The sequence below is a fragment of the Phaeobacter porticola genome (assembly GCF_001888185.1).
Classification (GTDB): Bacteria; Pseudomonadota; Alphaproteobacteria; order Rhodobacterales; family Rhodobacteraceae; genus Phaeobacter; species Phaeobacter porticola.
Window position 1 is genome coordinate 373581 of sequence record NZ_CP016364.1, and the last position, 25721, is coordinate 399301.

The window sequence follows — 25721 nt, forward strand, 5'->3', positions numbered from 1 at the left end:
ACACACACACTGTAAACGGAAAGAGCTGATAAAATGGCTGATCTGAAGAAACTGGCAGAAGACATCGTTGGTCTGACCCTGCTTGAAGCACAAGAACTGAAAACCATCCTGAAGGATGAGTATGGCATCGAGCCCGCAGCTGGCGGCGCAGTTGTCATGGCAGCTGGCGGCGACGCCGGTGGCGCAGCTGAAGAAGAAAAGACCGAATTCGACGTCGTTCTGAAGAATGCCGGCGCTTCCAAGATCAACGTGATCAAAGAAGTTCGTGGCATCACCGGTCTTGGCCTGAAAGAAGCCAAAGAGCTGGTCGAAGCTGGCGGCAAAATCAAAGAAGGCGTGTCCAAGGACGAAGCCGAAGACGTCAAAGGCAAGCTGGAAGCAGCTGGCGCCGAAGTCGAGCTGGCCTAAGCTACGCGATACGGGACAACACTGGGGGTCGGTTTCGGCACCCTCTGAACATCCCGGAAATTTGGCTGGGCCCGGTGAAAACCGGGTCCAGCCGAACCTGTCTTAGAAAGGGCCCAATATTTACGGGCGTTTTTTCAGGCGAGGTTCAAAGGATCGGGAGGCCACCATTCGGGAAGGTGGTCATGAATTGATCCGAACACGCTGTCTCGTATGAGTAAGGTGCCGGGGCCCGGCGGCATCCTTGCTCAGTGAGAATTGGAAAGGTGACATCTGACATGGCTCAATCGTTCCTTGGCCAGAAACGTCTTCGCAAGTACTACGGTAAAATTCGCGAAGTCCTGGACATGCCGAACCTCATCGAGGTCCAGAAATCTTCTTACGACCTCTTCCTGCGCTCTGGTGATGCAGAACAGCCGCTCGACGGCGAAGGCATCATGGGCGTGTTCCAGTCGGTATTCCCGATCAAGGACTTTAATGAGACGTCGGTTCTGGAGTTCGTGAAATATTCCTTTGAACGTCCGAAGTATGACGTTGAGGAATGTATGCAACGCGACATGACCTATTCAGCTCCGCTGAAGGTCACTTTGCGTCTTATCGTCTTTGATGTGGACGAAGACACCGGCGCGAAGTCGGTAAAAGACATCAAAGAACAGGACGTCTACATGGGCGACATGCCCCTGATGACGCCAAACGGCACATTTGTGGTCAACGGCACCGAGCGTGTGATCGTGTCCCAGATGCACCGTTCGCCTGGCGTGTTCTTTGATCACGACAAGGGCAAGACGCATTCTTCGGGTAAATTGCTCTTTGCCTGCCGCATCATCCCGTATCGCGGCTCCTGGCTCGATTTCGAATTCGACGCCAAAGACATTGTCTTTGCGCGTATCGACCGTCGTCGTAAGCTGCCTGTGACAACCCTGCTTTATGCGTTGGGTCTCGATCAGGAGGGCATCATGGATGCCTATTACAACACCGTGAATTTCAAGCTGGAGAAGAGCCGTGGCTGGGTCACGCCGTTCTTCCCCGAGCGCGTGCGCGGCACCCGTCCGACCTATGATCTGGTTGACGCCGCCACTGGTGAGATCTTTGCCGAAGCCGGCAAAAAGGTCACGCCCCGCGCTGTGAAGAAGATGATCGACGAAGGCAATATCAGCGAGCTGCTGGTGCCTTTCGAACATATCGTTGGCAAATATGTCGCCAAAGACATCATCAATGAAGAAAACGGCGCTATCTACGTCGAGGCCGGTGATGAGCTGACTCTCGAGTATGACAAGGGCGGCGACATCATTGGCGGTACTGTCAAAGAACTGATTGATGCCGGTATCACCGACATCCCGGTTCTGGACATCGACAATATTAATGTCGGCCCCTACATGCGCAACACCATGGCGTTGGACAAGAACATGGGCCGCGATACCGCGCTCATGGATATCTACCGCGTTATGCGTCCGGGTGAGCCGCCGACCGTTGAAGCAGCCTCTTCGCTGTTCGACACGCTGTTCTTTGATTCCGAGCGTTATGACCTGTCGGCCGTTGGCCGCGTCAAGATGAACATGCGCCTTGCTCTGGACGCCGAGGATACTCAGCGGACCCTGCGCAAGGAAGACATTATCTCCTGTATCAAAGCGCTGGTTGAACTGCGTGACGGTAAGGGCGACATCGACGACATCGACCACCTCGGTAACCGTCGTGTGCGCTCCGTTGGCGAATTGATGGAAAACCAGTACCGCGTCGGTCTGCTGCGGATGGAGCGTGCGATCAAGGAACGGATGTCCTCCGTCGAGATCGACACTGTCATGCCGCAGGATCTGATCAACGCGAAACCGGCTGCGGCTGCGGTACGTGAATTCTTCGGCTCCTCGCAGCTGTCGCAGTTCATGGACCAAACCAACCCGCTCTCCGAAGTGACGCACAAGCGTCGCCTTTCGGCGCTTGGGCCTGGCGGTTTGACCCGCGAGCGTGCTGGCTTTGAGGTGCGCGACGTTCACCCGACCCACTATGGTCGGATGTGCCCGATTGAGACACCGGAAGGCCCGAACATTGGTCTGATCAACTCGCTGGCGACCTTTGCCCGTGTGAACAAGTACGGCTTCATCGAAACACCCTACCGCGTTGTCAACGAGGCGAAGGTGACCGACGAAGTTCACTACATGTCCGCGACCGAGGAAATGCGTCACACCGTGGCGCAGGCGAACGCGACACTGGACGAAGATGGCAAGTTCATCAACGATCTGGTCTCGACACGTCAGTCGGGCGACTACACTCTCGCCCCACGTGAAAGCGTGGACCTGATCGACGTCTCGCCAAAGCAGCTGGTATCGGTTGCGGCCTCGTTGATCCCGTTCCTTGAGAATGACGATGCTAACCGGGCTCTGATGGGCTCGAACATGCAACGTCAGGCGGTTCCGCTGCTGCGCGCAGAAGCACCGCTGGTCGGCACCGGCATCGAAGAGATCGTGGCACGGGATTCCGGCGCGGCCATCATGGCCAAGCGCGGCGGTATCATCGACCAGATCGACGCACAGCGTATCGTGATCCGGGCGACGTCCGATCTCGAAATGGGCGACGCGGGTGTGGACATCTACCGCATGCGCAAGTTCCAGCGTTCGAACCAGAACACCTGCATCAACCAGCGTCCGCTGGTGAAAGTCGGCCAGGAAGTCCGCAAGGGCGAAGTGATTGCTGATGGTCCATCCACCGATATGGGTGAACTGGCTCTGGGTAAAAACGTCGTCGTGGCCTTCATGCCCTGGAATGGCTACAACTACGAAGACTCCATCCTGATCTCCGAGCGCATCGCGCGTGACGACGTCTTTACCTCGATCCACATCGAGGAATTCGAAGTCGCCGCCCGTGATACCAAGCTTGGGCCGGAAGAGATCACCCGCGACATTCCGAACGTCGGTGAAGAAGCGCTGCGCAACCTCGACGAGGCTGGTATCGTTTACATCGGTGCGGATGTGGAACCTGGCGACATCCTGGTCGGCAAGATCACACCCAAGGGCGAAAGCCCGATGACCCCGGAAGAAAAGCTGCTGCGCGCCATCTTTGGTGAAAAAGCATCTGACGTGCGCGACACCTCGCTGCGCGTGAAGCCGGGTGACTACGGGACTGTGGTTGAGGTGCGTGTCTTCAACCGTCACGGCGTCGAAAAAGACGAGCGTGCGTTGCAGATCGAGCGTGAAGAAGTCGAGCGTCTGGCCCGTGACCGGGACGACGAGATGGGCATTCTGGATCGTAACATTTACGCTCGCCTGCGTGGCATGCTGTTGGGTAAAACCGCAGTCAAAGGCCCCAAAGGTATCCGCTCCGGTTCGGAAATCACTGAAGAGCTGCTGGAAACACTCAGCCGTGGTCAGTGGTGGATGCTGGCGCTTGAAGACGAGCAGAGCGCACAGGTTGTTGAGGCCCTGAACGAGCAGTACGAAGCACAGAAACGTGCCTTGGATGCCCGCTTTGAGGACAAGGTTGAGAAAGTGCGTCGCGGCGATGATCTGCCGCCGGGTGTGATGAAGATGGTCAAAGTCTTCATCGCGGTGAAGCGTAAGCTTCAGCCGGGCGACAAGATGGCGGGTCGTCACGGGAACAAAGGTGTGATCTCGAAAGTGGTGCCGATGGAGGACATGCCGTTCCTCGCAGATGGTACTCCGGTCGACTTCTGTCTTAACCCGCTTGGCGTTCCCTCGCGGATGAACGTTGGTCAGATTCTGGAAACCCACATGGGTTGGGCCGCACGCGGTCTGGGCATCAAGATTGATGATGCGCTTCAGGACTATCGTCGCTCTGGCGATCTGACTCCGGTTCGAGAAGCGATGCATCATGCCTATGGTGACGACGTCTATGGTGAAGGTATTGCCGATATGACCGAGACCGATCTGGTCGAGGCCGCCGGCAATGTGACCCGTGGTGTGCCGATCGCAACACCAGTCTTTGACGGTGCCAAAGAGGCCGATGTCAACGACTCTCTGGTGCGCGCTGGCTTTGACACCTCTGGTCAGTCGATCCTGTTTGATGGCCGCACCGGCGAGCAGTTTGCCCGCCCTGTGACCGTCGGCATCAAATACCTGCTGAAACTGCACCACCTGGTTGACGACAAGATCCACGCGCGTTCGACCGGCCCGTACTCCCTCGTTACCCAGCAACCGCTGGGTGGTAAGGCGCAGTTCGGTGGTCAGCGCTTTGGTGAGATGGAAGTCTGGGCCCTTGAGGCTTATGGCGCCGCCTACACCCTGCAGGAGATGCTCACCGTGAAGTCGGATGACGTTGCAGGCCGGACCAAGGTCTATGAATCGATCGTCAAGGGCGAGGACAACTTTGAAGCGGGCATTCCAGAATCGTTTAACGTTCTGGTGAAAGAAGTCCGTGGCCTCGGCCTGAATATGGAACTCCTGGATGCAGAGGAAGACGAGTAAGGGCTTCGGCCCTTGCTTCACCCCTTTCTGCACGAATTTGAGGTATCAAAATGAACCAGGAACTGACGAATAATCCGTTCAACCCGCTCACGCCGCCAAAGGTCTTTGACGAGATCAAGGTGTCGCTGGCCTCGCCAGAACGGATCCTGTCGTGGTCCTACGGCGAGATCAAAAAGCCGGAAACCATCAACTACCGGACGTTCAAGCCTGAACGTGACGGTCTGTTCTGCGCGCGTATCTTTGGCCCGATCAAAGATTACGAATGCCTGTGTGGCAAATATAAGCGCATGAAATATCGCGGCGTTGTCTGCGAAAAATGCGGCGTGGAAGTCACGCTGCAAAAGGTCCGCCGCGAGCGCATGGGCCACATCGAACTGGCGTCACCAGTTGCGCATATCTGGTTCCTCAAGTCGCTGCCGTCGCGCATCGGCCTGATGCTGGATATGACTCTGCGTGATCTGGAGCGGGTTCTGTATTTCGAAAACTACGTTGTCATTGAGCCGGGTCTGACCGACCTCACATACGGCCAGATGATGACCGAAGAAGAATACATGGACGCCCAGGACCAGTTCGGCATGGACGCGTTCACCGCCAATATCGGCGCTGAAGCGATCCGCGAAATGCTGGCGGCCATCGACCTTGAAGCCGAAGCCGAGCAGCTGCGTGCTGAGCTGGCCGAAGCCACAGGTGAATTGAAGCCCAAGAAGATCATCAAACGCTTGAAAGTCGTTGAGAGCTTCCTCGAATCCGGCAACCGCCCGGAATGGATGGTCATGACCGTCATTCCTGTGATTCCGCCGGAATTGCGCCCGCTGGTACCACTGGATGGTGGCCGTTTCGCGACCTCTGACCTGAACGATCTGTATCGCCGCGTCATCAACCGGAACAACCGTCTGAAGCGTCTGATTGAGCTGCGCGCGCCTGACATCATCGTCCGCAACGAAAAGCGGATGCTGCAGGAATCGGTTGACGCTCTGTTCGACAACGGCCGTCGTGGTCGCGTGATCACCGGCGCCAATAAGCGTCCGCTGAAATCGCTCTCCGACATGCTGAAGGGTAAGCAGGGTCGTTTCCGTCAGAACCTTTTGGGTAAGCGCGTCGACTTCTCCGGTCGTTCGGTCATTGTGACCGGCCCTGAGCTGAAGCTGCACCAATGCGGTCTGCCCAAGAAGATGGCGCTCGAACTCTTCAAGCCCTTCATCTATTCGCGTCTGGAGGCCAAAGGTCTGTCCTCCACCGTGAAGCAGGCGAAGAAGCTGGTCGAAAAAGAGCGTCCCGAAGTTTGGGATATCCTCGACGAGGTGATCCGTGAGCACCCGGTGATGCTGAACCGTGCGCCGACCCTGCACCGTCTTGGTATCCAGGCGTTCGAACCCACGCTGATCGAAGGTAAGGCCATCCAGCTGCACCCGCTGGTCTGCTCGGCGTTTAACGCGGACTTCGACGGTGACCAGATGGCTGTGCACGTCCCACTGAGCCTTGAGGCCCAGCTGGAAGCGCGCGTCCTGATGATGTCCACGAACAACGTTCTGTCGCCTGCAAACGGCGCACCGATCATCGTTCCCTCGCAGGATATGATCTTGGGTCTCTACTACGTGACCCTGGAACGCGAAGGCATGCCCGGCGAAGGCATGGTGTTCGGCTCGATCGAGGAAGTTCAGCACGCGCTGGACGCAGGTGTTGTTCACCTGCACACCAAGATCACCGCGCGCGTCACCCAGATCGACGAAGAAGGCAACGAGGTCGTCGAACGTTTCGAGACCACGCCAGGCCGTGTACGCCTTGGCGCTCTGCTGCCGAAAAACGTCAAGGCACCGTTTGTGCTGGTGAACCGTCTTCTGCGGAAGAAAGAAGTTCAGCAGGTCATCGACACCGTCTACCGTTACTGCGGTCAGAAAGAATCCGTGATCTTCTGTGACCAGATCATGACCATGGGCTTCCGCGAGGCGTTCAAGGCAGGCATTTCGTTCGGCAAGGACGATATGGTTATCCCTGACACCAAATGGACGTTGGTGGATGAGACCCGCGATCAGGTGAAAGACTTTGAACAGCAGTACATGGACGGCTTGATCACTCAGGGCGAAAAGTACAACAAAGTTGTCGATGCCTGGTCAAAATGTAACGACAAGGTCACCGACGCGATGATGGGCACCATCTCCGCTGACAAACGCACCGAGGCTGGTGCTGTTATGGAACCGAATTCGGTTTACATGATGGCGCACTCCGGTGCGCGTGGCTCGGTTACTCAGATGAAACAGCTCGGCGGTATGCGCGGCCTGATGGCCAAGCCGAACGGCGACATCATCGAGACTCCGATCATCTCGAACTTTAAAGAAGGTCTGACCGTTCTCGAGTACTTCAACTCGACTCACGGTGCCCGTAAGGGTCTGTCGGATACCGCTTTGAAGACAGCGAACTCGGGTTACCTGACCCGTCGTCTGGTGGACGTGGCACAGGACTGTATCGTGCGTGATCGCGACTGCGGTACCGAAGCGGCGATCACGGCGGAAGCAGCTGTGAACGACGGTGAAGTTGTGGCGTCGCTTGGTGAACGTATCCTGGGCCGTGTTGCGGCAGAGGATATCAAAAAGCCCGGCACCGAGGAGGTCATCGTCGCGATTGGCCAGCTGATCGACGAGCGTATGGCGGATGCGGTAGAAGAGGCGGGCGTTCAGTCGACCCGAATCCGTTCACCGCTGACATGTGAAGCCGAAGAAGGTGTCTGTGCTCAGTGCTACGGTCGTGACTTGGCCCGTGGTACGCAGGTCAACACTGGTGAAGCGGTTGGCATCATTGCTGCCCAGTCCATCGGTGAACCCGGTACACAGCTGACGATGCGGACATTCCACATCGGCGGTGTTGCACAGGGTGGCCAGCAGTCCTTCCTCGAAGCATCGCAAGAAGGCAAGATCGTCTTCGAGATGCAGCAGACCCTGGAGAACGCCAACGGCGAGACCTTGGTTGTTGGTCGGAACATGAAGCTGATCATTCAGGACGAACACGGCGAAGAGCGGGCCAGCCACAAGCTGGGCTATGGCTCCAAGCTGTTCGTCAAGGAAGGCCAGACCATTGCGCGCGGCGACAAACTGTTCGAATGGGATCCCTATACCCTGCCGATCATCGCAGAGAAGCCCGGTGCGGTTAAATATGTTGACCTGGTTTCGGGGATCGCCGTTCGCGACGAGACCGACGAAGCCACCGGCATGACGCAGAAGATCGTGATCGACTGGCGTGCGGCTCCGAAAGGGTCGGATCTGAAGCCTGAGATCATTCTGGTGGATGGCGATGGAGAGCCGGTGCGCAATGACGCGGGCAACCCTCTGACCTATCCGATGTCCGTCGACGCAATTCTGTCGGTCGAAGAAGGCCAGGATATTGTCGCTGGTGACGTTGTTGCGCGTATTCCGCGTGAAGGCGCCAAAACCAAGGACATCACCGGTGGTCTGCCGCGGGTTGCGGAACTGTTCGAAGCACGTCGTCCCAAGGACCACGCGATCATCGCCGAAATCGATGGTTATGTGCGCTTTGGCCGCGACTACAAGAACAAGCGTCGCATCTCGATCGAGGCTGCTGAAGAGGGCGCGGATCCCGTCGAATACATGGTGCCTAAGGGCAAGCACATTCCTGTTCAGGAAGGTGACTTTGTTCAGAAGGGCGATTACATCATGGACGGCAACCCCGCGCCGCATGACATCCTGTCGATCATGGGCGTGGAAGCGCTCGCAAACTATATGATCGACGAAGTTCAGGACGTCTATCGACTGCAGGGTGTGAAGATCAACGACAAGCACATCGAGGTGATCGTTCGCCAGATGCTGCAAAAGTGGGAGATCTCCGACTCAGGCGACACCACGCTGCTCAAGGGTGAGCACGTGGACAAGCAGGAGTTCGACACCGCCAACGAAAAGGCACTGTCGCGCGGCAAGCGTCCGGCACAGGGCGAGCCGATCCTTCTGGGGATCACCAAGGCATCGCTCCAGACCCGGTCGTTCATCTCTGCGGCGTCCTTCCAGGAAACCACCCGCGTTCTCACCGAGGCTTCGGTGCAGGGCAAACGCGACAAGCTGGTGGGCCTGAAAGAGAACGTTATCGTTGGCCGTCTGATCCCGGCTGGTACCGGTGGTGCCACCCAGCGGGTACGCAACATTGCTCAGGGGCGTGACAATGTCGTCCTTGAGGCGCGTCGTGAGGAGGCAGAAGCAGCCGCCGCACTGGCCGCCCCGTCAATGGATGATGTAGCTGTGGCTGATGACAGTTTCGACACTCTGGTGGACACACCCGAGAGCCGCGATTGATCCACGCTGATCTGACGTAAAATTAGCCCCCCGCAACCTATGTTGCGGGGGGCTTTTGCGTGGACAACTGTCAAACTGAATAGAAGATTCAGTTACGGCTTAATCCGTTGTTTACCAGCAGTATTGAACCCATAGTATTTAATGCTGCACTGCGCATGAATGTCAGCTACTCGGCTTCTACGGCCAGTCGTCTGACCAACACCAAGATCAGTATGACCGCAATGAACAGAAACACCGCACCGACAATCCATGCGATAGGTGTAGAGTAGATCTCAGCGACAGTTCCGGCCAACAGCAGGCCCAATGCGGCGCCCAACTGTTGTATCAGCGACCGCAGAGAGAGCATGGTCGACCGCTGACGGTCCTCCACGCAGCGATGCAGAATGCTGCTGGCTGGCGTTTCGCTGACACCAAGGATCACCGAATACAGGATAAAAACCATCACAAAGCCGATGATATTGTCTTGCAATGCCAATGTGATCTGTACGCCAGCTAAGCAAGTGAAACTCGCCGCCAGCGTCATGGCGTGGCGCCGCTTGAAGATCCGGCTGATGTGTGAAGACAGAGATGCGCCGAAAGCGATGGAGAAGAAATAGGTCGCAGTGACGACACCGATGACGGTGTTTGCGTAGCCCTCTTCCAACATGAGTTTTGCATGGGTCGGCCAGATTACCTCGACTGGATTGGTTGCCATCAGAAAGACCGCCAACGCTGCCAGAAGTATCGACAGAGCGGGGTGTTTAAGAGCCAAAAGACTCGCGTCCTTTATCACCGTTGGGACATTGGCGAAGCCGTGCATGAGAGCCGTCATGTTCATCGGACGCGGTTTCTCGACAATGGCTAACATCGTGAAAACAAACACGCCCAACATCACACCGAAGCTCGTTAGGTAGGACACATCATAGATGCTGAACCCAAGGCGTTTTGCGCCCTGGCCTGAAATATCGGGCAGAAGGCCCCCCAGAACAGCGCCAATGGCCAAGCCTACGGCATTGGCCCATTGCGCTTTGGCCAGTGCGGGCTGGACATCTACATTAGGTGCGGTGGCCTTGAAAGTTTCGACAAACCACGCATCAAGCGTGCCCGACCTCAGCGCGCGTCCAAAACCGATGAATGCAAATGAAAGCGCCAGAACATAAAAATCACGCGTCGAGAGAAAGAGCGCGAGCGAAATCAAACTGGCGACGACCGCCGTCAAAAAGACCGGCTTGCGGCCAATACTGTCGGCGAGACCACCAAACGGCAGCTCCATCGCCATCGTCGTGAGCGAGTAGACCCCGAAGAGAAGCGAGATTTGAAAAAGGTCCATGCCACGGTCAGCCAATGCCAGCGCAACAACGGCAACTGTCAGTCCCATCGCAAAACGGTCAAGAAACTGGTGTATCTGAAACACGCGAATGTGACGCCGCGCCGGCTCATTCAGTGCTGCAAAAGAGAATTCGATTTCGGTGGCCATCTTTGCAGCATCGTCGTTGCTGTCGACATGCACAATACATTAAGGAAGCCAGAATTTATGCTGATGTCCATGCGGCTGTTCGTGCAAGCGAGGCGAAAGCCCCCGTCGTCCACCGAGCCGACCCTTGGGTGTCGCGTGTCAGAGCCCGTCCAGCACGGACGACCTTGCGCGGCAGGATAGGGTCCCTTCCAAAGTTGTGTACTGGTTGCGCTTAAACCTTATCTCACGTCTCTCCGTTGGGATGCAGGATAACCAATCACAGCTTTTTGTCGCTGCCAATTGACGAGGAAGTCACCTTTTTTGTCTGTTATCTCGGCTTAGCTCATTGCGTGGCATTTATGGCTGCCAATTGCTGTGTTGCCCGTACCGCGCTGTTGCAAGGCGTTGGTGCGATTTAGCGCCTTCCAAATTGGCCTCGGGGATGGTCTTTTGCGCTGAACACTGCCCGGTCCATCCGGGCTGCTAGAGGATCGCACGGACATGGATATTAAACTCAGTATTGTCGGCCTTGTGCGCTTTTCCGTGTTGACGCCGACCTACTACTCCGAACGGTTCGCGACCCTTGAGGACACCGCCGCCCATCTCTTCGCGCCAGAGCGGATGGAGCTGCGGTTTCGGGTGTTCGAACGGTTGTGTCTGCGCTCCCTCTTGCGGCAGAGCGACCAAGGGTTTCACCTGATTGTCCTCACCGCGGAGGATATGCCGGAGATCTATCTGGAGCGCCTTGCGCGTCTGCTGGAACCTGCTTCCAATATCACCCTGATGCCCGTCGGCCCCGGTGCCCATTATCGAATGCTGAAACAGGGCTATAACGCGGTTCCGGTTGATGATGCGACCCATCGGCTGATGTTCCGGCTGGATGATGACGACGCGGTGGATCTGGATTATGTCGCCCGCAATCGCCGCTTGGCCCTGGGAATGATCCCACTTCAGGGCGCGGACACGCCGTTTGTCCTTGCCAACAACCGGGGGCTCTATCTTCGGCGAACTCAGGGGGCGGGCGGTCCGAAGGATGAAATTTTCGACGCCTGCGAAAAGGCGCCGCTGTCGGTAGGGGCTGCGCTTGTGGCTCCGGTGGAGTACCGCGACAATCCGTATCGCTACAATCACCGCCGCTACGCGCAGCATTGGAACACATATTCCGACATCTCGACGCCCGGCTTTCTGCGCACCATTCATGGCGATAACAAATCCCGCCCGGCGCAAATGGGGATCACACATAAGATGTCGGACACGCAGATCGCCACAGCACTGGACTGCCATTTTGCCATGACGCCAGACCAACTGCGCGACGTGTTGCCGTGATCTCTCGGCTGACTGGAAACCAGCTGGGCGCGCTCTTGATGGTCGGCAGCATGGCGGGCTTCACCCTGAACGACGGGATGGTCAAACTCGCCGGACAAAGCCTACCGCTCTCGCAGATCTTAGTGGTACGCGGCATGGCGGTCAGCGTGCTGATCTATGCTTTGTCCCGTACATATGGGGGCCTGCGCTTGTCGTTGAACCGGCGTGACTGGGCATTGGTCGCGGGGCGCAGCATCGCCGAGGTCGCCACCACCTATTTCTTTCTCACCGCGCTTTTGACACTGCCAATTGCGAATGTAACAGCCATCCTGCAGATGCTGCCGCTGACGGTCACGCTTGCCGCGGTGCTTGTCTTTGGTGAGACGGTTGGCTGGCGGCGGGCGACCGCCATCGGGGTCGGTTTCACTGGCATGCTGTTGATCGTGCGGCCGGGGCCAGAGGGGTTTGATGCGGGCACAGGCTATGCGCTTGCGGCGGTGCTCTGCATTACCGTCCGTGATCTCTTTACACGCCGCATGTCGGCAGCTGTGCCATCCCTCACCGTGACGCTGATGGCAGCGCTGTCAGTGCTGCTATTCGGCGCGGGCCTCAGCCTACAAGAGGAGTGGCAGCCGATGACGCTTTCCACCACGCTAATCCTGCTGACGGCGGCGGGGTTCATCTTTGCGGGCTATCTGTTTTCGGTGATGGTGATGCGGGTGGGCGATGTCGCGGCGGTTGCGCCGTTCCGCTATACTGGACTGCTCTGGGCGTTGCTGCTGGGGTGGCTCATGTTTGACACCTGGCCTGATGCGCTGACTCTTCTGGGGGCGGCGATTGTTGTGGGGGCGGGCGTCTTCAGCCTGTTGCGCGAACACCCCCGTCGCCTGTCACCACCGGAATAGGGAACAAGATCACAACCGGATCGCAAACCGCGCCTCGAACTCGCCTTCCTGTCTGGCAGTGAGGCGCGTCAGCTCTGGTTCCTTGGCATCCTTTTGTCGCGAGTCGTTGTAACTGTTGAGGGTCCGCACAAACATTGGCGCATCAGGAATCGTGATGCTGGGCATGAATCGCGCGATCTTGTGATGGGCAAAATTCATGATGGTCTGCTTGCAGCCGCCCGCAACATACATGCCCATTGCGGCCACGAAATAGGGGCGATGAACCTCTGTGGCGTAGATCCCGTCAGCATCAAATCGGGCTGTGAATCCCTTGCAGAAATCAATAGCCAGCGTCTGGTTCCTGGCAATTAGCCCAGGGCAGTCAGCAGCGGTCTGGCGCAGCCGTTCGACAAAGTCGACCGATACTGCGTCATCGTCATCATGTCGGAATTGCAGGCATGCCGCGTTTATATTGGTACGGGCCTCATTCAACACCTGCTTCATCACCTGCCGGTGGGTGCCGGAGGGCAGGGCGCGGATCTGGATCTGTGGTATATCGGCTGTCAGGTTGCGCAGCCGTTCTACGTGCCTGCTCGGCAAGCTGTCCCCGATCACCACCACCAGCGTGTAATCCTGATCAGTCTGGGCACGCAGGCAGGGCAAGGCCACGGTCTCCATCAGGTGAAATCGCTCTTCCAACCGCGCCTCGCCATAAAGATAGGCAATCCGCGCCTCAAGACTGTCATGTTCGACCTGAAAGCCGCCAAGTGCCGGGTAAGAAAAACGGCATAGACCTATGACCTGCATCACTGTAGACCCTCGCATCTGCGGCCTATCAACTTGGTCCGCTGGTTGGTCGGGACTATGCACCGTGCCGACTGGCCGGGCAAGCAAGGCAGCAGAGCCGGTTTCGATCCGATGGTCTCTATGTGTTCTGATACCGCCAGGCGCAGGGGGCGCTGTTGACATCGCCTGCGACTCCCCATATATGCCCGCCTATCCGGCACCCGGGGGTCGCCCCAAAAGCCGATATCAAATCGAAGTGGCTCAAGATCTCGTGCGTCTTATTTGCACGGATCCTCTGTAAACCCACCGCGTCGTTCACCTCGGAATGGGAACGATTGCGGTTTTTGCGCTTGCGGACGCGTAAGTGCGACGAATTTAGCCGCATGTCCAAGGATGTGCATGACACATGTGTTGATGAGACGGGGATAAAACCGGAATGCCAACGATCCAACAGCTGATCCGCAAACCGCGGCAGCCGAAAGTAAAACGCTCAAAGTCCATGCACCTGGAACAGTGCCCGCAGAAACGCGGCGTCTGCACCCGTGTGTACACAACCACACCTAAGAAACCGAACTCCGCGATGCGGAAAGTTGCGAAGGTTCGCCTGACCAACGGTTTCGAAGTGATCTCCTACATCCCCGGTGAGAGCCACAACCTTCAGGAGCACTCCGTGGTTCTGATCCGTGGCGGCCGAGTAAAAGACCTTCCCGGTGTCCGTTACCACATCCTGCGTGGTGTTCTGGATACCCAGGGCGTCAAAGACCGTAAGCAACGCCGTTCGAAGTACGGCGCGAAGCGTCCTAAGTAAGAGGAAGATAATATGTCTCGCCGTCACGCTGCTGAAAAACGCGAAGTCCTGCCCGACGCCAAGTTTGGCGACCGCGTTCTGACCAAATTCATGAACAACCTGATGATCGATGGTAAAAAATCGGTCGCAGAAAGCATCGTTTACAACGCCTTTGATCGCGTTGAATCGAAAATCAAACGCGCCCCCGTGGAAGTCTTCCACGAAGCCCTCGACAACGTGAAGCCTTCGGTCGAAGTGCGGTCGCGTCGTGTGGGTGGTGCAACCTACCAGGTGCCCGTCGAAGTGCGCCCCGAGCGCCGCGAAGCCCTGGCCATCCGTTGGTTGATCAAAGCGGCCCGTAGCCGCAATGAAAACACCATGGAAGAGCGCCTTGCCGGTGAACTGCTGGACGCTGTTCAGTCCCGCGGTACTGCCGTGAAAAAGCGCGAAGACACCCACAAGATGGCCGAGGCGAACAAAGCCTTCAGCCATTACCGCTGGTAAGCTAGGGGATCTAGACCTATGGCACGCGACTATCCACTCGACCGTTACCGTAACTTCGGTATCATGGCGCACATCGATGCGGGTAAAACCACCTGCTCCGAGCGCATCCTGTATTACACCGGCAAATCCCACAACATTGGTGAGGTGCACGATGGTGCAGCCACCATGGACTGGATGGAGCAGGAACAGGAACGCGGCATCACCATTACTTCGGCTGCGACCACCACATTCTGGGAACGCACAGAAGACGGTGAAACCGCCGACTCGCCCAAGCATCGCCTGAACATCATTGACACCCCAGGCCACGTTGACTTCACCATCGAAGTTGAGCGTTCGCTTGCGGTTCTCGACGGTGCTGTCTGTGTTCTGGACGCCAACGCCGGTGTTGAACCTCAGACCGAAACCGTGTGGCGTCAGGCTGACCGCTACAAGGTTCCGCGTATGGTGTTTGTCAACAAGATGGACAAAATCGGCGCTGACTTCTTCAACTGTGTCAACATGATCGAAGACCGTACCGGTGCCCGCGCGGTTCCGGTTGCTGTTCCGATCGGCGCAGAAACCGAGCTGGAAGGCCTGGTTGATTTGGTCAACATGGAAGAATGGCTGTGGCAGGGCGAAGACCTTGGTGCGTCGTGGATCAAAGCACCGATCCGTGACAGCCTGAAAGACATGGCCGACGAATGGCGCGGTAAGATGATCGAAGCGGCCGTCGAAATGGACGACGACGCTATGGAAAACTACCTGATGGATGGCGCAGAGCCTGACGTCGCGACCCTGCGCGCCCTGCTGCGCAAGGGCACGCTGTCGTTGTCGTTCGTTCCTGTCCTGGGTGGTTCCGCGTTCAAGAACAAAGGCGTTCAGCCTCTGCTCAACGCTGTGATCGACTATCTGCCCAGCCCGCTGGACGTTGTTGATTACATGGGCTTCAAACCCGGTGATGAGACAGAAACCCGTGACATCCCCCGCCGTGCGGACGATGAAATGGCGTTTTCGGGTCTGGCGTTCAAAATCATGAACGACCCCTTCGTGGGCTCGCTGACCTTTACCCGCATCTATTCCGGCGTCTTGAACAAGGGCGACACGCTGCTGAACTCGACCAAAGGTCGCAAAGAGCGCGTTGGCCGGATGATGATGATGCACTCGAATGACCGTGAGGAAATCACAGAAGCATTCGCGGGCGACATCATTGCGCTGGCAGGTCTGAAAGACACCACAACCGGTGACACGCTCTGCGCCGTCAACGATCCTGTGGTTCTGGAAACCATGACCTTCCCAGATCCGGTGATCGAGATCGCGGTTGAGCCGAAAACCAAGGCCGACCAGGAGAAAATGTCCCAGGGTCTGCAGCGTCTTGCTGCTGAAGATCCGTCCTTCCGCGTGGAGACCGACATCGAGTCCGGTCAAACCATCATGAAGGGCATGGGCGAACTTCACCTGGACATCCTGGTTGACCGTCTGAAGCGTGAATTCAAGGTTGAGGCCAACATCGGCGCGCCGCAGGTTGCTTATCGCGAGACCATTGGTCACGAAGTTGAGCATTCCTACACCCACAAGAAACAGTCGGGTGGTTCGGGTCAGTTCGCTGAGGTGAAAATGATCATCTCGCCGACAGAGCCAGGCGAAGGCTTCTCGTTTGAATCGCGGATCGTTGGTGGTGCTGTTCCCAAGGAATACATCCCCGGCGTCGAGAAAGGCATCAAATCGGTTATGGACAGCGGCCCTCTGGCCGGCTTCCCCGTGATCGACTTCAAGGTTGCTCTGATCGACGGTAAGTTCCACGACGTTGACTCCAGCGTGCTGGCCTTCGAAATCGCTGCTCGTATGGGCATGCGTGAAGGTATGCGCAAAGCTGGCGCCAAGATGCTGGAACCGATCATGAAGGTGGAAGTTATCACACCTGAGGACTACACCGGTGGCATCATCGGGGATCTGACCTCGCGTCGTGGTCAGGTGACCGGCCAAGAACCCCGTGGCAACGCTATTGCGATCGACGCAATGGTGCCGCTGGCGAACATGTTCGGCTACATCAACACGCTGCGTTCGATGAGCTCGGGCCGCGCCCAGTTCACCATGCAGTTTGATCACTACGATCCGGTTCCGCAGAACATCTCTGACGAGATCCAGGCGAAATTCGCGTAAGCGAAACGAATTTGAGGGGTTCGCGCCACGGCGCGTGCCCTTCTCAACACGAAAAGGAGGCCTCTCATGGCTAAGGAAAAGTTTGAACGTACAAAACCGCACGTCAACATCGGCACCATCGGCCACGTTGACCACGGCAAGACCACGCTGACCGCAGCGATCACCAAATATTTTGGTGACTTCAAAGCCTACGACCAGATCGACGGCGCACCCGAAGAAAAAGCCCGCGGCATCACCATTTCGACCGCGCACGTCGAGTATGAGACCGAAGGCCGTCACTACGCCCACGTCGACTGCCCCGGCCACGCTGACTATGTGAAGAACATGATCACCGGTGCGGCGCAGATGGACGGCGCGATCCTGGTTGTGAACGCAGCTGACGGCCCGATGCCGCAGACCCGCGAGCACATCCTGCTGGGCCGCCAGGTTGGCATCCCGCACATGGTTGTTTTCATGAACAAGGTTGACCAGGTCGACGACGAAGAGCTCCTGGAGCTGGTCGAAATGGAAATCCGCGAGCTGCTGTCGTCTTACGACTACCCCGGCGACGATATCCCGATCATCGCAGGCTCGGCTCTGGCCGCTATGGAAGGCAACAAGCCTGAAATCGGCGAAGAGAAGATCAAAGAGCTGATGGCAGCTGTTGATGAGTACATCCCGACCCCTGCACGTGCGGTTGACCAGCCGTTCCTGATGCCGGTTGAAGATGTGTTCTCGATCTCTGGCCGTGGTACGGTTGTTACGGGGCGTGTTGAGCGTGGCGTGATCAACGTTGGCGATTCGATCGAAATCGTTGGTATCCGCGACACCAAGACCACCACCTGCACCGGTGTTGAAATGTTCCGCAAGCTGCTGGACCGTGGTGAAGCAGGCGACAACATTGGCGCCCTGCTGCGCGGTATCGACCGTGACGGTGTTGAGCGTGGCCAGGTTCTGTGTGCCCCCAAGTCGGTGAACCCGCACACCAAGTTCGAAGCCGAGGCCTATATCCTGACCAAGGAAGAAGGCGGCCGTCACACGCCGTTCTTTGCGAACTACCGTCCGCAGTTCTACTTCCGGACCACCGACGTGACCGGCACCGTGACCCTTCCCGAGGGGACCGAGATGGTTATGCCCGGCGACAACCTGAAGTTCGACGTTGAACTGATCGCGCCGATCGCAATGGAAAACGGCCTGCGTTTCGCCATCCGCGAAGGCGGCCGCACCGTCGGCGCTGGCGTTGTGTCCAAAATCACCGAGTAAGACGGCTTTGCCGTCTGGCGGGCGGCAGTTGGTTTTGCGCAGCAAAATCAATGAGAGCCCGCACCTCTGAGACAATAGAAAGGGCCGCTCGAAAGAGCGGCCCTTATTCGTTGTGGCGAACATGGTCACTTTGTCATTGTCTTCAAATCGGGTGCGGCACTGCCGTTATCGTTGTTATTTTTCAGTAAGGTATTCTAGATGTTCAATAATTTTCAGACGCTCATTGCGTCAACTTTGGTTTCTTTGGTGCAGTTACTTTCCAGCCCCGATGTTTCTGCTGCGACCTGTGAAGCGCCAGTGAAGAGCAACATCGAAGGCGTTGTTGTCTGCGATCTGGGCGTTCTGAAAGGCGGGGAAAGCAGCTTCGCAAAAGCGGTAAGCGATGATGGCCACATTGTCGTTGGTGTGAGCGGCTCTTCAGAGGGAGAGCGCGCATTTCTGTGGACGGAAGAGTTGGGAATGCTCAGCCTTGGGGTCCTGCCTGGCGGTTCGAAAAGCCGTGCATCCGGTATTAGCGCTGATGGCTCTACTGTTGTAGGAGGAAGCGATAGCGCGGCTGGCTGGCATGCGTTCCTGTGGAGGAAAGACACTGGAATGGTCAGTCTTGGTGAGGCTGAAAGGTACACTCAAACTCATGCCCAGGCGGTAAGTGCAGATGGGTCGGTTGTTGTCGGCAGCGTTGGCGGTACCGGGGATAGCGGAGGGAAGCGTGCATTCCGCTGGACCGCCGATAGCGGAATAACTTTCATCGGAACCGAAGATCTTCACAGAGACAGCGCTGCCCTCGGGGTTAGTGACGATGGTAAAATCATTGTCGGACGTGTAGGGGTTCAGGCGTTCCGGTGGACCAAAGAGGATGGTGTTGTTCTTCTAGCTCCTGTGCAGGGCGAAAAGCTGATGTATGCGCACGATGCTTCCTGGGACGGTTCGATCGTTGTTGGTGACGCAAGCAGCCACAAGAGAAGCAAGGCATTTTTTTGGAGCACCGGCGGCGGCAGCCAACTGCTGTTGCCACCGTTCAAGGTCAAGAAAGCCGGAGCACGTGCGATCAGCAGGCTGAGTGAAGCTGTCGTGGGATATGTCAAGGGAGCCGGGGGAGGCGTTGCGTTCATTAAAGAGAAGGGCGGACCCGTGGAACTTCTCGGGCGGCTGAAGGACAGCGGCGGCTACATTTCCAGTTCCGCTAGTGACGTTAGTGCTGATGGCTCAGTTGTTGCGGGATCATCCACAGGGGATCTTGGCCATCGAGCAGTGATTTGGAAGCTGTCTGATCAAAACTGACAGGTGAAACCAGCTGAGGATAGTTTGGCATTGCGGGCCAAAGCGAAAAGGGGCGTCTCCTCACCTCTGTTTCCTACATTGAAAAGGGGGCAATCTGCTCGCCGTAGCCTCCGCTCAACCTCCCCTAACAAAATCCCAAACCCACCGCCCTCCCCAAACGCAACGGTTTCGCGGCAAACCCCCTTGCCACACACCCCCATCAAGCGTATACGGCGCCATCCCGCTCTGCGGGGATGAGGCGGGGTGATTCCCGCCTTTTGGGTTCGATGAGGGTTCGGCGGTGGTCGCAGGCCCTCCTCTCAACCCCAACGCCTGAAAAAAAGGCATGATTATGCAAAGCCAAAATATCCGTATCCGGCTGAAGGCATTCGACTTCCGTGTGTTGGACGCCAGCACGCAGGAAATCGTGAACACTGCCAAGCGGACCGGCGCGCAAGTGCGTGGCCCGATCCCTCTGCCGAACAAGATCGAGAAATTCACCGTTCTGCGTGGCCCGCACGTTGACAAGAAATCTCGTGACCAGTTCGAGATCCGCACCCACAAGCGGCTCCTAGACATCGTTGATCCGACCCCCCAGACCGTGGACGCGCTGATGAAGCTCGACCTCGCTGCTGGTGTGGACGTCGAAATCAAGCTGCAATCCTAAGATCGGAGGGTAAACATATGCGCTCTGGTATTATCGCAAAAAAAGTCGGCATGACCCGGCTGTTCCTCGAAGATGGTCAGCAGGTTCCTGTGACTGTTCTTCAGCTGGACGGCCTGCAAGTGACCGCACAACGCACCACCGAAAAAGACGGCTACACAGCTGTTCAGCTGGGCGCAGGCTCGGCCAAGGTGAAGCGCGTTTCCAAAGCCATGCGCGGTCACTTCGCAGCTGCGAAGGTTGAGCCGAAGCGGAAGCTGGTTGAATTCCGCGTGCCCGCGGATGCCTTGATTGAAGTCGGTGCCGAAATTTCGGCCGAGCACTTCCTCGAAGGTCAGAAAGTTGACGTCACCGGTACCTCCATCGGTAAAGGTTTCGCCGGTGCGATGAAGCGCTGGAACTTTGGTGGTCTGCGTGCCTCGCACGGTGTGTCGATCTCGCACCGTTCGCACGGTTCGACCGGCCAGTGTCAGGATCCGGGCAAGGTTTTCAAAGGCAAGAAAATGGCCGGCCACATGGGCGCTGCCCGCGTGACCACCCAGAACCTGGAAGTCGTCAAGACCGACGCTGATCGTGGCCTGATCATGATCAAAGGCGCCGTTCCCGGCTCCAAGGGTGGCTGGGTCACCGTCAAAGACGCCGTGAAAAAGAAGGCCCCCGAAGGTCTGCCTTTCCCGGCAGGTCTGAAGTCGGCCGCAGCGGAAGAAGTCTCCGCGGAAGGTGGTGAAGCATGAAACTTGATGTGATCAAACTCGACGGCGCCAAAGCCGGCGACATCGAGCTGGATGCAGAGCTGTTCGGCCTGGAGCCGCGCACCGACATCCTGCACCGTGTGGTGCGCTGGCAGCGTAACAACGCGCAGCAGGGCACGCACAAGGTCAAGACGCGGTCCGAGACCTCCTACTCGACCAAGAAGATCTATCGCCAGAAGGGCACCGGTGGCGCACGCCATGGTGACCGTAACGCACCGATCTTCCGCAAGGGTGGTATCTACAAAGGTCCGACCCCGCGGTCGCACGGCCACGATCTGACCAAGAAATTCCGCAAGCTGGGTCTGCGTCATGCGCTGTCCGCCAAAGCCAAAGCGGGCGAACTGGTCATCATCGAGGATGCAGCTGCCGAAGGCAAAACCGCAGCTCTGGCCAAGCAGGTGAAAAACCTGGGCTGGAAACGCGCGCTGGTCATCGACGGTTCTTCGGTCAACGAAGACTTCCTGAAAGCGTCGCGCAACATTGAAGGCCTGGATATCCTGCCGACAATGGGCGCAAACGTCTATGATATCCTGAAGCGTGACACCCTGGTGATCACCAAAGCAGGTATCGAAGCACTGGAGGCTCGCCTGAAATGAGCGCGAAGGCAGAACACTACGACGTGATCCGCAAGCCGGTCGTCACCGAAAAAGCAACCATGGCATCCGAAAACGGTGCAGTGGTGTTTGAGGTCTCGATCGACTCCAACAAACCCCAGATCAAAGAAGCTGTCGAAGCTCTCTTTGGTGTGAAGGTCAAAGCGGTCAACACCACCATCACCAAGGGTAAGGTCAAGCGTTTTCGCGGCCAGCTGGGCAAGCGTAAAGACGTGAAAAAAGCCTATGTGACCCTGGAAGAAGGCAACACCATCGACGTGTCCACCGGACTCTGAGATCTGCCTCTCTGACAAGAACGAAAGCCCTTCGCAGCGATGCGGGGGGCTTTTTTGTTCAAAGCAAGCTGCTTGGTGTTGTGGGCAGGCGGGGTCCTTACGGATGCTCTTTGCAAATGTATAGCCGCTGCGGGTCAAAACCCATGACGCCCTGCGTGCGTATCCAAGAAACAGCTGTGCCTAGATGCAAAGCCCCCCGGCCCAACGCCTTTTACTACAGCGATGCGGTGGTTCAAATCTGATTGGCGCACGCCAGCACTATCATTCCCAGCACTATAGCGTATGGGAGAGAGGCCTTAAGGAGAATAAATGATGGGACCTTCACAGAGTTTACCTGAACTGGTCGCCGTGGCGCGGGTCAATGCCAAGACGCTTGAGGATCGCATCGTGGCGGCGCAGGCGCCTGCCGGCGGGCCGGAAGAATCTGCCGCCCAGGTTGAGGAACTTCGCGAGGCCACGGTCGCGCTGGAGGCGCAGGCGGTCGACATCTTCACGCTGTTTGAGGCGCGCATGCAGCATCACTTTAAACGGGGGCCGTTTTCGCGGAAACTGACAGCCCTACTATTGCAGTCCGGGCAAACGGATCTCGCCGAGCGGGTCCGCCAGTACTATCTGGTGGTCAACGTTCTGAAGCATGGAAAGGGTGCGAGCTATCGGGAATTGCTGAATGCTCCGGGGGCCAAATTTGCCATAAATACCAGCCAGGACAGCGCCTCTGATGACGGGCTGACGTCCTTAGGACTGGTGGACATCAGTTTTCCCGGCTTTTTCGAGGGGTTGACCGAGACCATACTGGACGCCAGCCAGTTCTTGGAGAAGCATTAGGGTAAGTCTCGCCGCGCCAGCGCCAGGCGGAAAGCAGGCCTGCGACCGCACCCGCCCCATGAGGCGGCGCTTTGACTGGTGTTTTACGTGCGTCTATCCGGTGGCGGACAATGGGGGGTGTTCAATAGGTGAGTCGTTTCTATTGAATCATGGACACGACCATTGTCACTTCTCCCAAGCTCTGCTAAGTCGCAACAATCCTGACGGCCCCGGATTCGCTCCGGGGCTATTATATTTGTCGGGATGTTCGAACCTTGGGACCTTCGGGGCCCTATAATCTGGCCACCCTAGTAGGGCGTCCCAATATTGGGACAACCGGGCGGGGGGCTTACACATAGCGGGCCTTAGGACGAAATCTGAGGGTTCGCAGCGGTGGGGTAACCCATCGTAGCTAAACGGAAGACAGAAAGCATGGCACTCAAGTCGTATAAGCCGACGACGCCGGGCCAGCGTGGGCTGGTTCTGATCGACCGTTCGGAGCTTTGGAAAGGGCGTCCGGTCAAATCTCTCACCGAGGGTTTGACCAAGTCGGGCGGCCGGAACAACACCGGACGGATCACTTCACGTCGTCGTGGCGGCGGCGCAAAGCGTCTCTACCGGATCGTTGACTTCAAACGGAACAAATTTGATGTTGCGGCAACCGTTGAACGGATCGAATATGACCCGAACCGGACCGCATTCATCGCGCTGATCAAATACGAAGACGGCGAGCAGGCCTACATCCTTGCTCCGCAGCGTCTGGCAGTTGGTGACACCGTCGTTGCATCCGCAAAGGCAGACATCAAGCCGGGCAACGCAATGCCGTTCTCGGGCATGCCGATCGGTACTATCATCCACAACATCGAAATGAAGCCCGGCAAAGGCGGCCAGATCGCCCGTGCAGCCGGTACTTACGCTCAGTTCGTTGGTCGTGATGGTGGCTACGCTCAGATCCGCTTGTCCTCGGGCGAACTGCGCCTGGTTCGTCAGGAATGCATGGCCACCGTTGGTGCGGTCAGCAACCCCGACAACTCGAACCAGAACTTTGGTAAAGCCGGCCGTATGCGCCACAAGGGCAAGCGTCCTTCTGTGCGTGGTGTGGTTATGAACCCGATCGATCACCCGCACGGTGGTGGTGAAGGTCGTACCTCCGGTGGTCGTCACCCGGTGACACCTTGGGGTAAGCCGACCAAAGGCAAGCGTACCCGCAACAAAAACAAAGCGTCGCAAAAGCTTATTATTCGCTCGCGCCACGCCAAGAAGAAGGGACGTTAATCTATGTCTCGCTCTGTATGGAAAGGCCCCTTTGTCGATGCTTACGTGCTGAAAAAAGCCGAAGCAGCGCGCGAGTCGGGCCGCAATGAAGTCATCAAGATCTGGTCGCGCCGCTCGACGATCCTGCCCCAGTTCGTGGGTCTGACGTTTGGCGTTTACAACGGTCAGAAGCACATCCCCGTCAACGTCTCGGAAGACATGATTGGTCAGAAGTTCGGTGAATATTCGCCGACACGGACCTACTATGGTCATGCGGCAGACAAAAAAGCGAAGCGGAAGTAAGTCATGGGCAAGGCAAAAAATCCCCGCCGCGTGGCAGACAACGAGGCAATGGCGAAAATCCGCATGCTTCGTACTTCCCCGCAGAAACTGAACCTCGTCGCCGCAATGATCCGTGGCAAGAAAGTTGAGAAGGCTCTGACCGACCTGACTTTCTCCAACAAGCGGATCGCACAGGACGTGAAGAAATGCCTTCAGTCCGCAATCGCGAATGCCGAGAACAATCATAACCTGGACGTCGATGAACTGATCGTTTCCGAGGCCTATGTGGGTAAAAACCTGACCATGAAACGCGGCCGTCCTCGTGCCCGTGGCCGGTTTGGCAAAATCCTCAAGCCGTTTTCGGAGATCACCATCACGGTGCGTCAAGTTGAGGAGCAAGCCTAATGGGACATAAAGTCAATCCGGTCGGCATGCGCCTTCAGGTCAACCGTACCTGGGACAGCCGTTGGTATGCCGACACCAAAGATTATGGTGATCTGCTGCTGGAAGATCTGCGCATCCGTGACTTCATCAAGGATGAGTGCAAGCAAGCGGGCATCGCCCGTGTGATCATCGAGCGCCCCCACAAGAAGTGCCGTGTAACCATTCACACAGCACGTCCGGGCGTGATCATCGGTAAAAAAGGCGCTGACATCGAAGTGCTTCGTAAGAAGCTCGCCTCGATGACAGACTCGGAACTGCACCTCAACATCGTTGAAGTCCGCAAGCCCGAGCTCGACGCACAGCTGGTTGGCGAGAACATCGCTCAGCAGCTGGAACGTCGTGTGTCCTTCCGTCGCGCGATGAAGCGTGCCGTTCAGAATGCTATGCGCATGGGCGCCTTGGGTATCCGGGTGAACGTTGCTGGCCGTCTGGGTGGTGCTGAAATCGCACGGACCGAATGGTACCGCGAAGGCCGCGTGCCTCTGCACACGCTGCGCGCCGACATCGATTACGCTCACAACGAAGCCATGACCCCCTACGGGATCATCGGGATCAAAACCTGGATCTTCAAAGGCGAGATCATGGAACACGATCCTCAGGCACGTGACCGTAAAGCACAGGAACTCCAGGACGGCCCGGCACCTCGCGGTGCAGGCGGTCGTCGCTAAGGAGGAGATGACATGCTTCAACCAAAGCGTACTAAATTCCGCAAAATGCACAAAGGCCGGATCTCCGGCGAAGCAAAAGGCGGTTCGGACCTGAACTTCGGCACCTATGGCCTGAAGGCAACCACTCCTGAGCGCGTCACCGCGCGTCAGATTGAGGCTGCTCGTCGTGCCATGACCCGCCACATGAAGCGTCAGGGTCGTGTATGGATCCGGATCTTCCCGGACACTCCGGTTACCTCTAAGCCCGTCGAAGTTCGTATGGGTAAAGGTAAGGGTTCCGTGGATTACTGGGCTTGCAAAGTGAAGCCTGGTCGCGTGATGTTCGAGATCGACGGCGTCAATGACGACATCGCACGTGAGGCTCTGCGCCTGGCTGCGATGAAGCTGCCGGTCAAGACCCGCGTCGTGGTTCGCGAAGACTGGTAAGCCCGGTTAACGCAAAAAATAGATTGAAGCCCTCGCTGAGAAATCGGTGGGGGCTTTCTCGTATGGAGGGGCCAGCGGGAA

At 57.3% G+C, this 25721-nt stretch carries 22 protein-coding genes; 20 read left to right on the forward strand and 2 right to left on the reverse strand.

Annotated features, from left to right (window positions below; translation table 11 throughout):
• The first annotated feature begins 33 nt into the window (after positions 1-33).
• The 3 genes from rplL to rpoC all read left to right on the forward strand — a co-directional run bounded on the left by rplL (position 34) and on the right by rpoC (position 9115).
• The gene (gene rplL / locus PhaeoP97_RS01810; protein ID WP_072503626.1) at positions 34-408 is read left to right on the forward strand and encodes a 50S ribosomal protein L7/L12; all 375 of its coding nucleotides are present in this window, start codon (positions 34-36) and stop codon (positions 406-408) included.
• Positions 409-683: 275 nt separating this feature from the next.
• Positions 684-4820 carry a DNA-directed RNA polymerase subunit beta gene (gene rpoB / locus PhaeoP97_RS01815; RefSeq protein ID WP_072503627.1) on the forward strand — a complete coding sequence of 1379 codons (4137 nt, stop codon included), beginning with the start codon at positions 684-686 and terminating at the stop codon, positions 4818-4820.
• A 50-nt stretch (positions 4821-4870) separates the two neighbouring features.
• A complete protein-coding gene (gene rpoC / locus PhaeoP97_RS01820) occupies positions 4871-9115 on the forward strand; it encodes a DNA-directed RNA polymerase subunit beta' (protein WP_072503628.1) in 4245 nt (1414 codons plus the stop codon).
• Between the two features lie 166 nt (positions 9116-9281).
• Here rpoC and PhaeoP97_RS01825 read toward each other — a convergent pair whose 3' ends face one another.
• Entirely contained in the window at positions 9282-10571 is a 1290-nt protein-coding gene (locus PhaeoP97_RS01825) for an MFS transporter (protein WP_072506253.1), read from the reverse strand.
• A 480-nt stretch (positions 10572-11051) separates the two neighbouring features.
• Between PhaeoP97_RS01825 and PhaeoP97_RS01830 the strand changes: the two genes are divergently transcribed.
• The gene (locus tag PhaeoP97_RS01830) at positions 11052-11876 is read left to right on the forward strand and encodes a glycosyltransferase (RefSeq protein WP_072503629.1); all 825 of its coding nucleotides are present in this window, start codon (positions 11052-11054) and stop codon (positions 11874-11876) included.
• On the forward strand, positions 11873-12760 hold the full coding sequence (locus PhaeoP97_RS01835; protein WP_096740442.1) for a DMT family transporter: 888 nt from the start codon (positions 11873-11875) through the stop codon (positions 12758-12760). The genes PhaeoP97_RS01830 and PhaeoP97_RS01835 overlap by 4 nt, the downstream gene beginning before the upstream one ends.
• 9 nt (positions 12761-12769) lie before the next feature.
• Here the strand turns inward: PhaeoP97_RS01835 and PhaeoP97_RS01840 are convergent, their stop codons facing one another.
• Positions 12770-13546 (reverse strand): putative rhamnosyl transferase, encoded by a 777-nt coding sequence (locus PhaeoP97_RS01840; protein WP_072503631.1) that lies wholly within the window; start codon positions 13544-13546, stop codon positions 12770-12772.
• A 415-nt stretch (positions 13547-13961) separates the two neighbouring features.
• Here PhaeoP97_RS01840 and rpsL point away from each other — a divergent pair, with 415 nt between their 5' ends.
• The 15 genes from rpsL to rplP all read left to right on the forward strand — a co-directional run bounded on the left by rpsL (position 13962) and on the right by rplP (position 25640).
• A complete protein-coding gene (gene rpsL / locus PhaeoP97_RS01845; protein ID WP_005621086.1) occupies positions 13962-14333 on the forward strand; it encodes a 30S ribosomal protein S12 in 372 nt (123 codons plus the stop codon).
• A 12-nt stretch (positions 14334-14345) separates the two neighbouring features.
• Complete coding sequence (rpsG, locus tag PhaeoP97_RS01850; RefSeq protein ID WP_072503632.1) at positions 14346-14816, forward strand: 30S ribosomal protein S7; 471 nt, start codon at positions 14346-14348, stop codon at positions 14814-14816.
• An 18-nt stretch (positions 14817-14834) separates the two neighbouring features.
• Positions 14835-16955: an elongation factor G gene (gene fusA, locus PhaeoP97_RS01855; RefSeq protein ID WP_072503633.1), complete on the forward strand. Its 2121-nt coding sequence runs from the start codon at positions 14835-14837 to the stop codon at positions 16953-16955.
• Positions 16956-17021: 66 nt separating this feature from the next.
• Positions 17022-18197, forward strand: coding sequence for an elongation factor Tu (gene tuf, locus PhaeoP97_RS01860; protein WP_072503619.1), 1176 nt, complete (start codon positions 17022-17024; stop codon positions 18195-18197).
• A 198-nt stretch (positions 18198-18395) separates the two neighbouring features.
• On the forward strand, positions 18396-19478 hold the full coding sequence (locus tag PhaeoP97_RS01865) for a hypothetical protein (protein ID WP_083570301.1): 1083 nt from the start codon (positions 18396-18398) through the stop codon (positions 19476-19478).
• Between the two features lie 331 nt (positions 19479-19809).
• Positions 19810-20124 (forward strand): 30S ribosomal protein S10, encoded by a 315-nt coding sequence (rpsJ, locus tag PhaeoP97_RS01870; protein WP_008563081.1) that lies wholly within the window; start codon positions 19810-19812, stop codon positions 20122-20124.
• 17 nt (positions 20125-20141) lie between these two features.
• Complete coding sequence (rplC, locus tag PhaeoP97_RS01875; protein WP_072503635.1) at positions 20142-20855, forward strand: 50S ribosomal protein L3; 714 nt, start codon at positions 20142-20144, stop codon at positions 20853-20855.
• Positions 20852-21469, forward strand: a complete 618-nt coding sequence (rplD, locus tag PhaeoP97_RS01880; protein WP_072503636.1) for a 50S ribosomal protein L4 — start codon at positions 20852-20854, stop codon at positions 21467-21469. The genes rplC and rplD overlap by 4 nt, the downstream gene beginning before the upstream one ends.
• Positions 21466-21762: a 50S ribosomal protein L23 gene (locus PhaeoP97_RS01885; protein ID WP_072503637.1), complete on the forward strand. Its 297-nt coding sequence runs from the start codon at positions 21466-21468 to the stop codon at positions 21760-21762. Before rplD ends, PhaeoP97_RS01885 begins: the two co-directional genes overlap by 4 nt.
• A gap of 309 nt (positions 21763-22071) precedes the next feature.
• Positions 22072-22587: a hypothetical protein gene (locus PhaeoP97_RS01890; protein ID WP_237028971.1), complete on the forward strand. Its 516-nt coding sequence runs from the start codon at positions 22072-22074 to the stop codon at positions 22585-22587.
• A 411-nt stretch (positions 22588-22998) separates the two neighbouring features.
• Positions 22999-23841 (forward strand): 50S ribosomal protein L2, encoded by an 843-nt coding sequence (gene rplB / locus PhaeoP97_RS01895; protein ID WP_072503638.1) that lies wholly within the window; start codon positions 22999-23001, stop codon positions 23839-23841.
• Between the two features lie 3 nt (positions 23842-23844).
• Positions 23845-24123: a 30S ribosomal protein S19 gene (gene rpsS / locus PhaeoP97_RS01900; RefSeq protein ID WP_005980699.1), complete on the forward strand. Its 279-nt coding sequence runs from the start codon at positions 23845-23847 to the stop codon at positions 24121-24123.
• A 3-nt stretch (positions 24124-24126) separates the two neighbouring features.
• A complete protein-coding gene (rplV, locus tag PhaeoP97_RS01905) occupies positions 24127-24507 on the forward strand; it encodes a 50S ribosomal protein L22 (protein ID WP_072503639.1) in 381 nt (126 codons plus the stop codon).
• The gene (gene rpsC, locus PhaeoP97_RS01910; RefSeq protein WP_072503640.1) at positions 24507-25214 is read left to right on the forward strand and encodes a 30S ribosomal protein S3; all 708 of its coding nucleotides are present in this window, start codon (positions 24507-24509) and stop codon (positions 25212-25214) included. The genes rplV and rpsC overlap by 1 nt, the downstream gene beginning before the upstream one ends.
• A gap of 12 nt (positions 25215-25226) precedes the next feature.
• Entirely contained in the window at positions 25227-25640 is a 414-nt protein-coding gene (rplP, locus tag PhaeoP97_RS01915) for a 50S ribosomal protein L16 (protein WP_008559969.1), read from the forward strand.
• Positions 25641-25721: the final 81 nt, after the last annotated feature.

Excerpts from the sequence above, each read along its gene's own strand:
- rplB (WP_072503638.1), top strand. The coding sequence starts at position 22,999 with ATGGCACTCAAGTCGTATAAGCCGACGACGCCGGGCCAGCGTGGGCTG.
- PhaeoP97_RS01825 (WP_072506253.1), bottom strand. The coding sequence starts at position 10,571 with ATGGCCACCGAAATCGAATTCTCTTTTGCAGCACTGAATGAGCCGGCG.
- rpsG (WP_072503632.1), top strand. The coding sequence starts at position 14,346 with ATGTCTCGCCGTCACGCTGCTGAAAAACGCGAAGTCCTGCCCGACGCC.
- rpsJ (WP_008563081.1), top strand. The coding sequence starts at position 19,810 with ATGCAAAGCCAAAATATCCGTATCCGGCTGAAGGCATTCGACTTCCGT.
- fusA (WP_072503633.1), top strand. The coding sequence starts at position 14,835 with ATGGCACGCGACTATCCACTCGACCGTTACCGTAACTTCGGTATCATG.
- rplP (WP_008559969.1), top strand. The coding sequence starts at position 25,227 with ATGCTTCAACCAAAGCGTACTAAATTCCGCAAAATGCACAAAGGCCGG.
- PhaeoP97_RS01865 (WP_083570301.1), top strand. The coding sequence starts at position 18,396 with ATGTTCAATAATTTTCAGACGCTCATTGCGTCAACTTTGGTTTCTTTG.
- rpoB (WP_072503627.1), top strand. The coding sequence starts at position 684 with ATGGCTCAATCGTTCCTTGGCCAGAAACGTCTTCGCAAGTACTACGGT.
- rpsS (WP_005980699.1), top strand. The coding sequence starts at position 23,845 with ATGTCTCGCTCTGTATGGAAAGGCCCCTTTGTCGATGCTTACGTGCTG.
- rpsC (WP_072503640.1), top strand. The coding sequence starts at position 24,507 with ATGGGACATAAAGTCAATCCGGTCGGCATGCGCCTTCAGGTCAACCGT.
- rplD (WP_072503636.1), top strand. The coding sequence starts at position 20,852 with ATGAAACTTGATGTGATCAAACTCGACGGCGCCAAAGCCGGCGACATC.
- PhaeoP97_RS01885 (WP_072503637.1), top strand. The coding sequence starts at position 21,466 with ATGAGCGCGAAGGCAGAACACTACGACGTGATCCGCAAGCCGGTCGTC.
- rplV (WP_072503639.1), top strand. The coding sequence starts at position 24,127 with ATGGGCAAGGCAAAAAATCCCCGCCGCGTGGCAGACAACGAGGCAATG.
- rplC (WP_072503635.1), top strand. The coding sequence starts at position 20,142 with ATGCGCTCTGGTATTATCGCAAAAAAAGTCGGCATGACCCGGCTGTTC.
- PhaeoP97_RS01840 (WP_072503631.1), bottom strand. The coding sequence starts at position 13,546 with ATGCAGGTCATAGGTCTATGCCGTTTTTCTTACCCGGCACTTGGCGGC.
- tuf (WP_072503619.1), top strand. The coding sequence starts at position 17,022 with ATGGCTAAGGAAAAGTTTGAACGTACAAAACCGCACGTCAACATCGGC.
- rpoC (WP_072503628.1), top strand. The coding sequence starts at position 4,871 with ATGAACCAGGAACTGACGAATAATCCGTTCAACCCGCTCACGCCGCCA.
- PhaeoP97_RS01890 (WP_237028971.1), top strand. The coding sequence starts at position 22,072 with ATGATGGGACCTTCACAGAGTTTACCTGAACTGGTCGCCGTGGCGCGG.
- rpsL (WP_005621086.1), top strand. The coding sequence starts at position 13,962 with ATGCCAACGATCCAACAGCTGATCCGCAAACCGCGGCAGCCGAAAGTA.
- PhaeoP97_RS01830 (WP_072503629.1), top strand. The coding sequence starts at position 11,052 with ATGGATATTAAACTCAGTATTGTCGGCCTTGTGCGCTTTTCCGTGTTG.
- rplL (WP_072503626.1), top strand. The coding sequence starts at position 34 with ATGGCTGATCTGAAGAAACTGGCAGAAGACATCGTTGGTCTGACCCTG.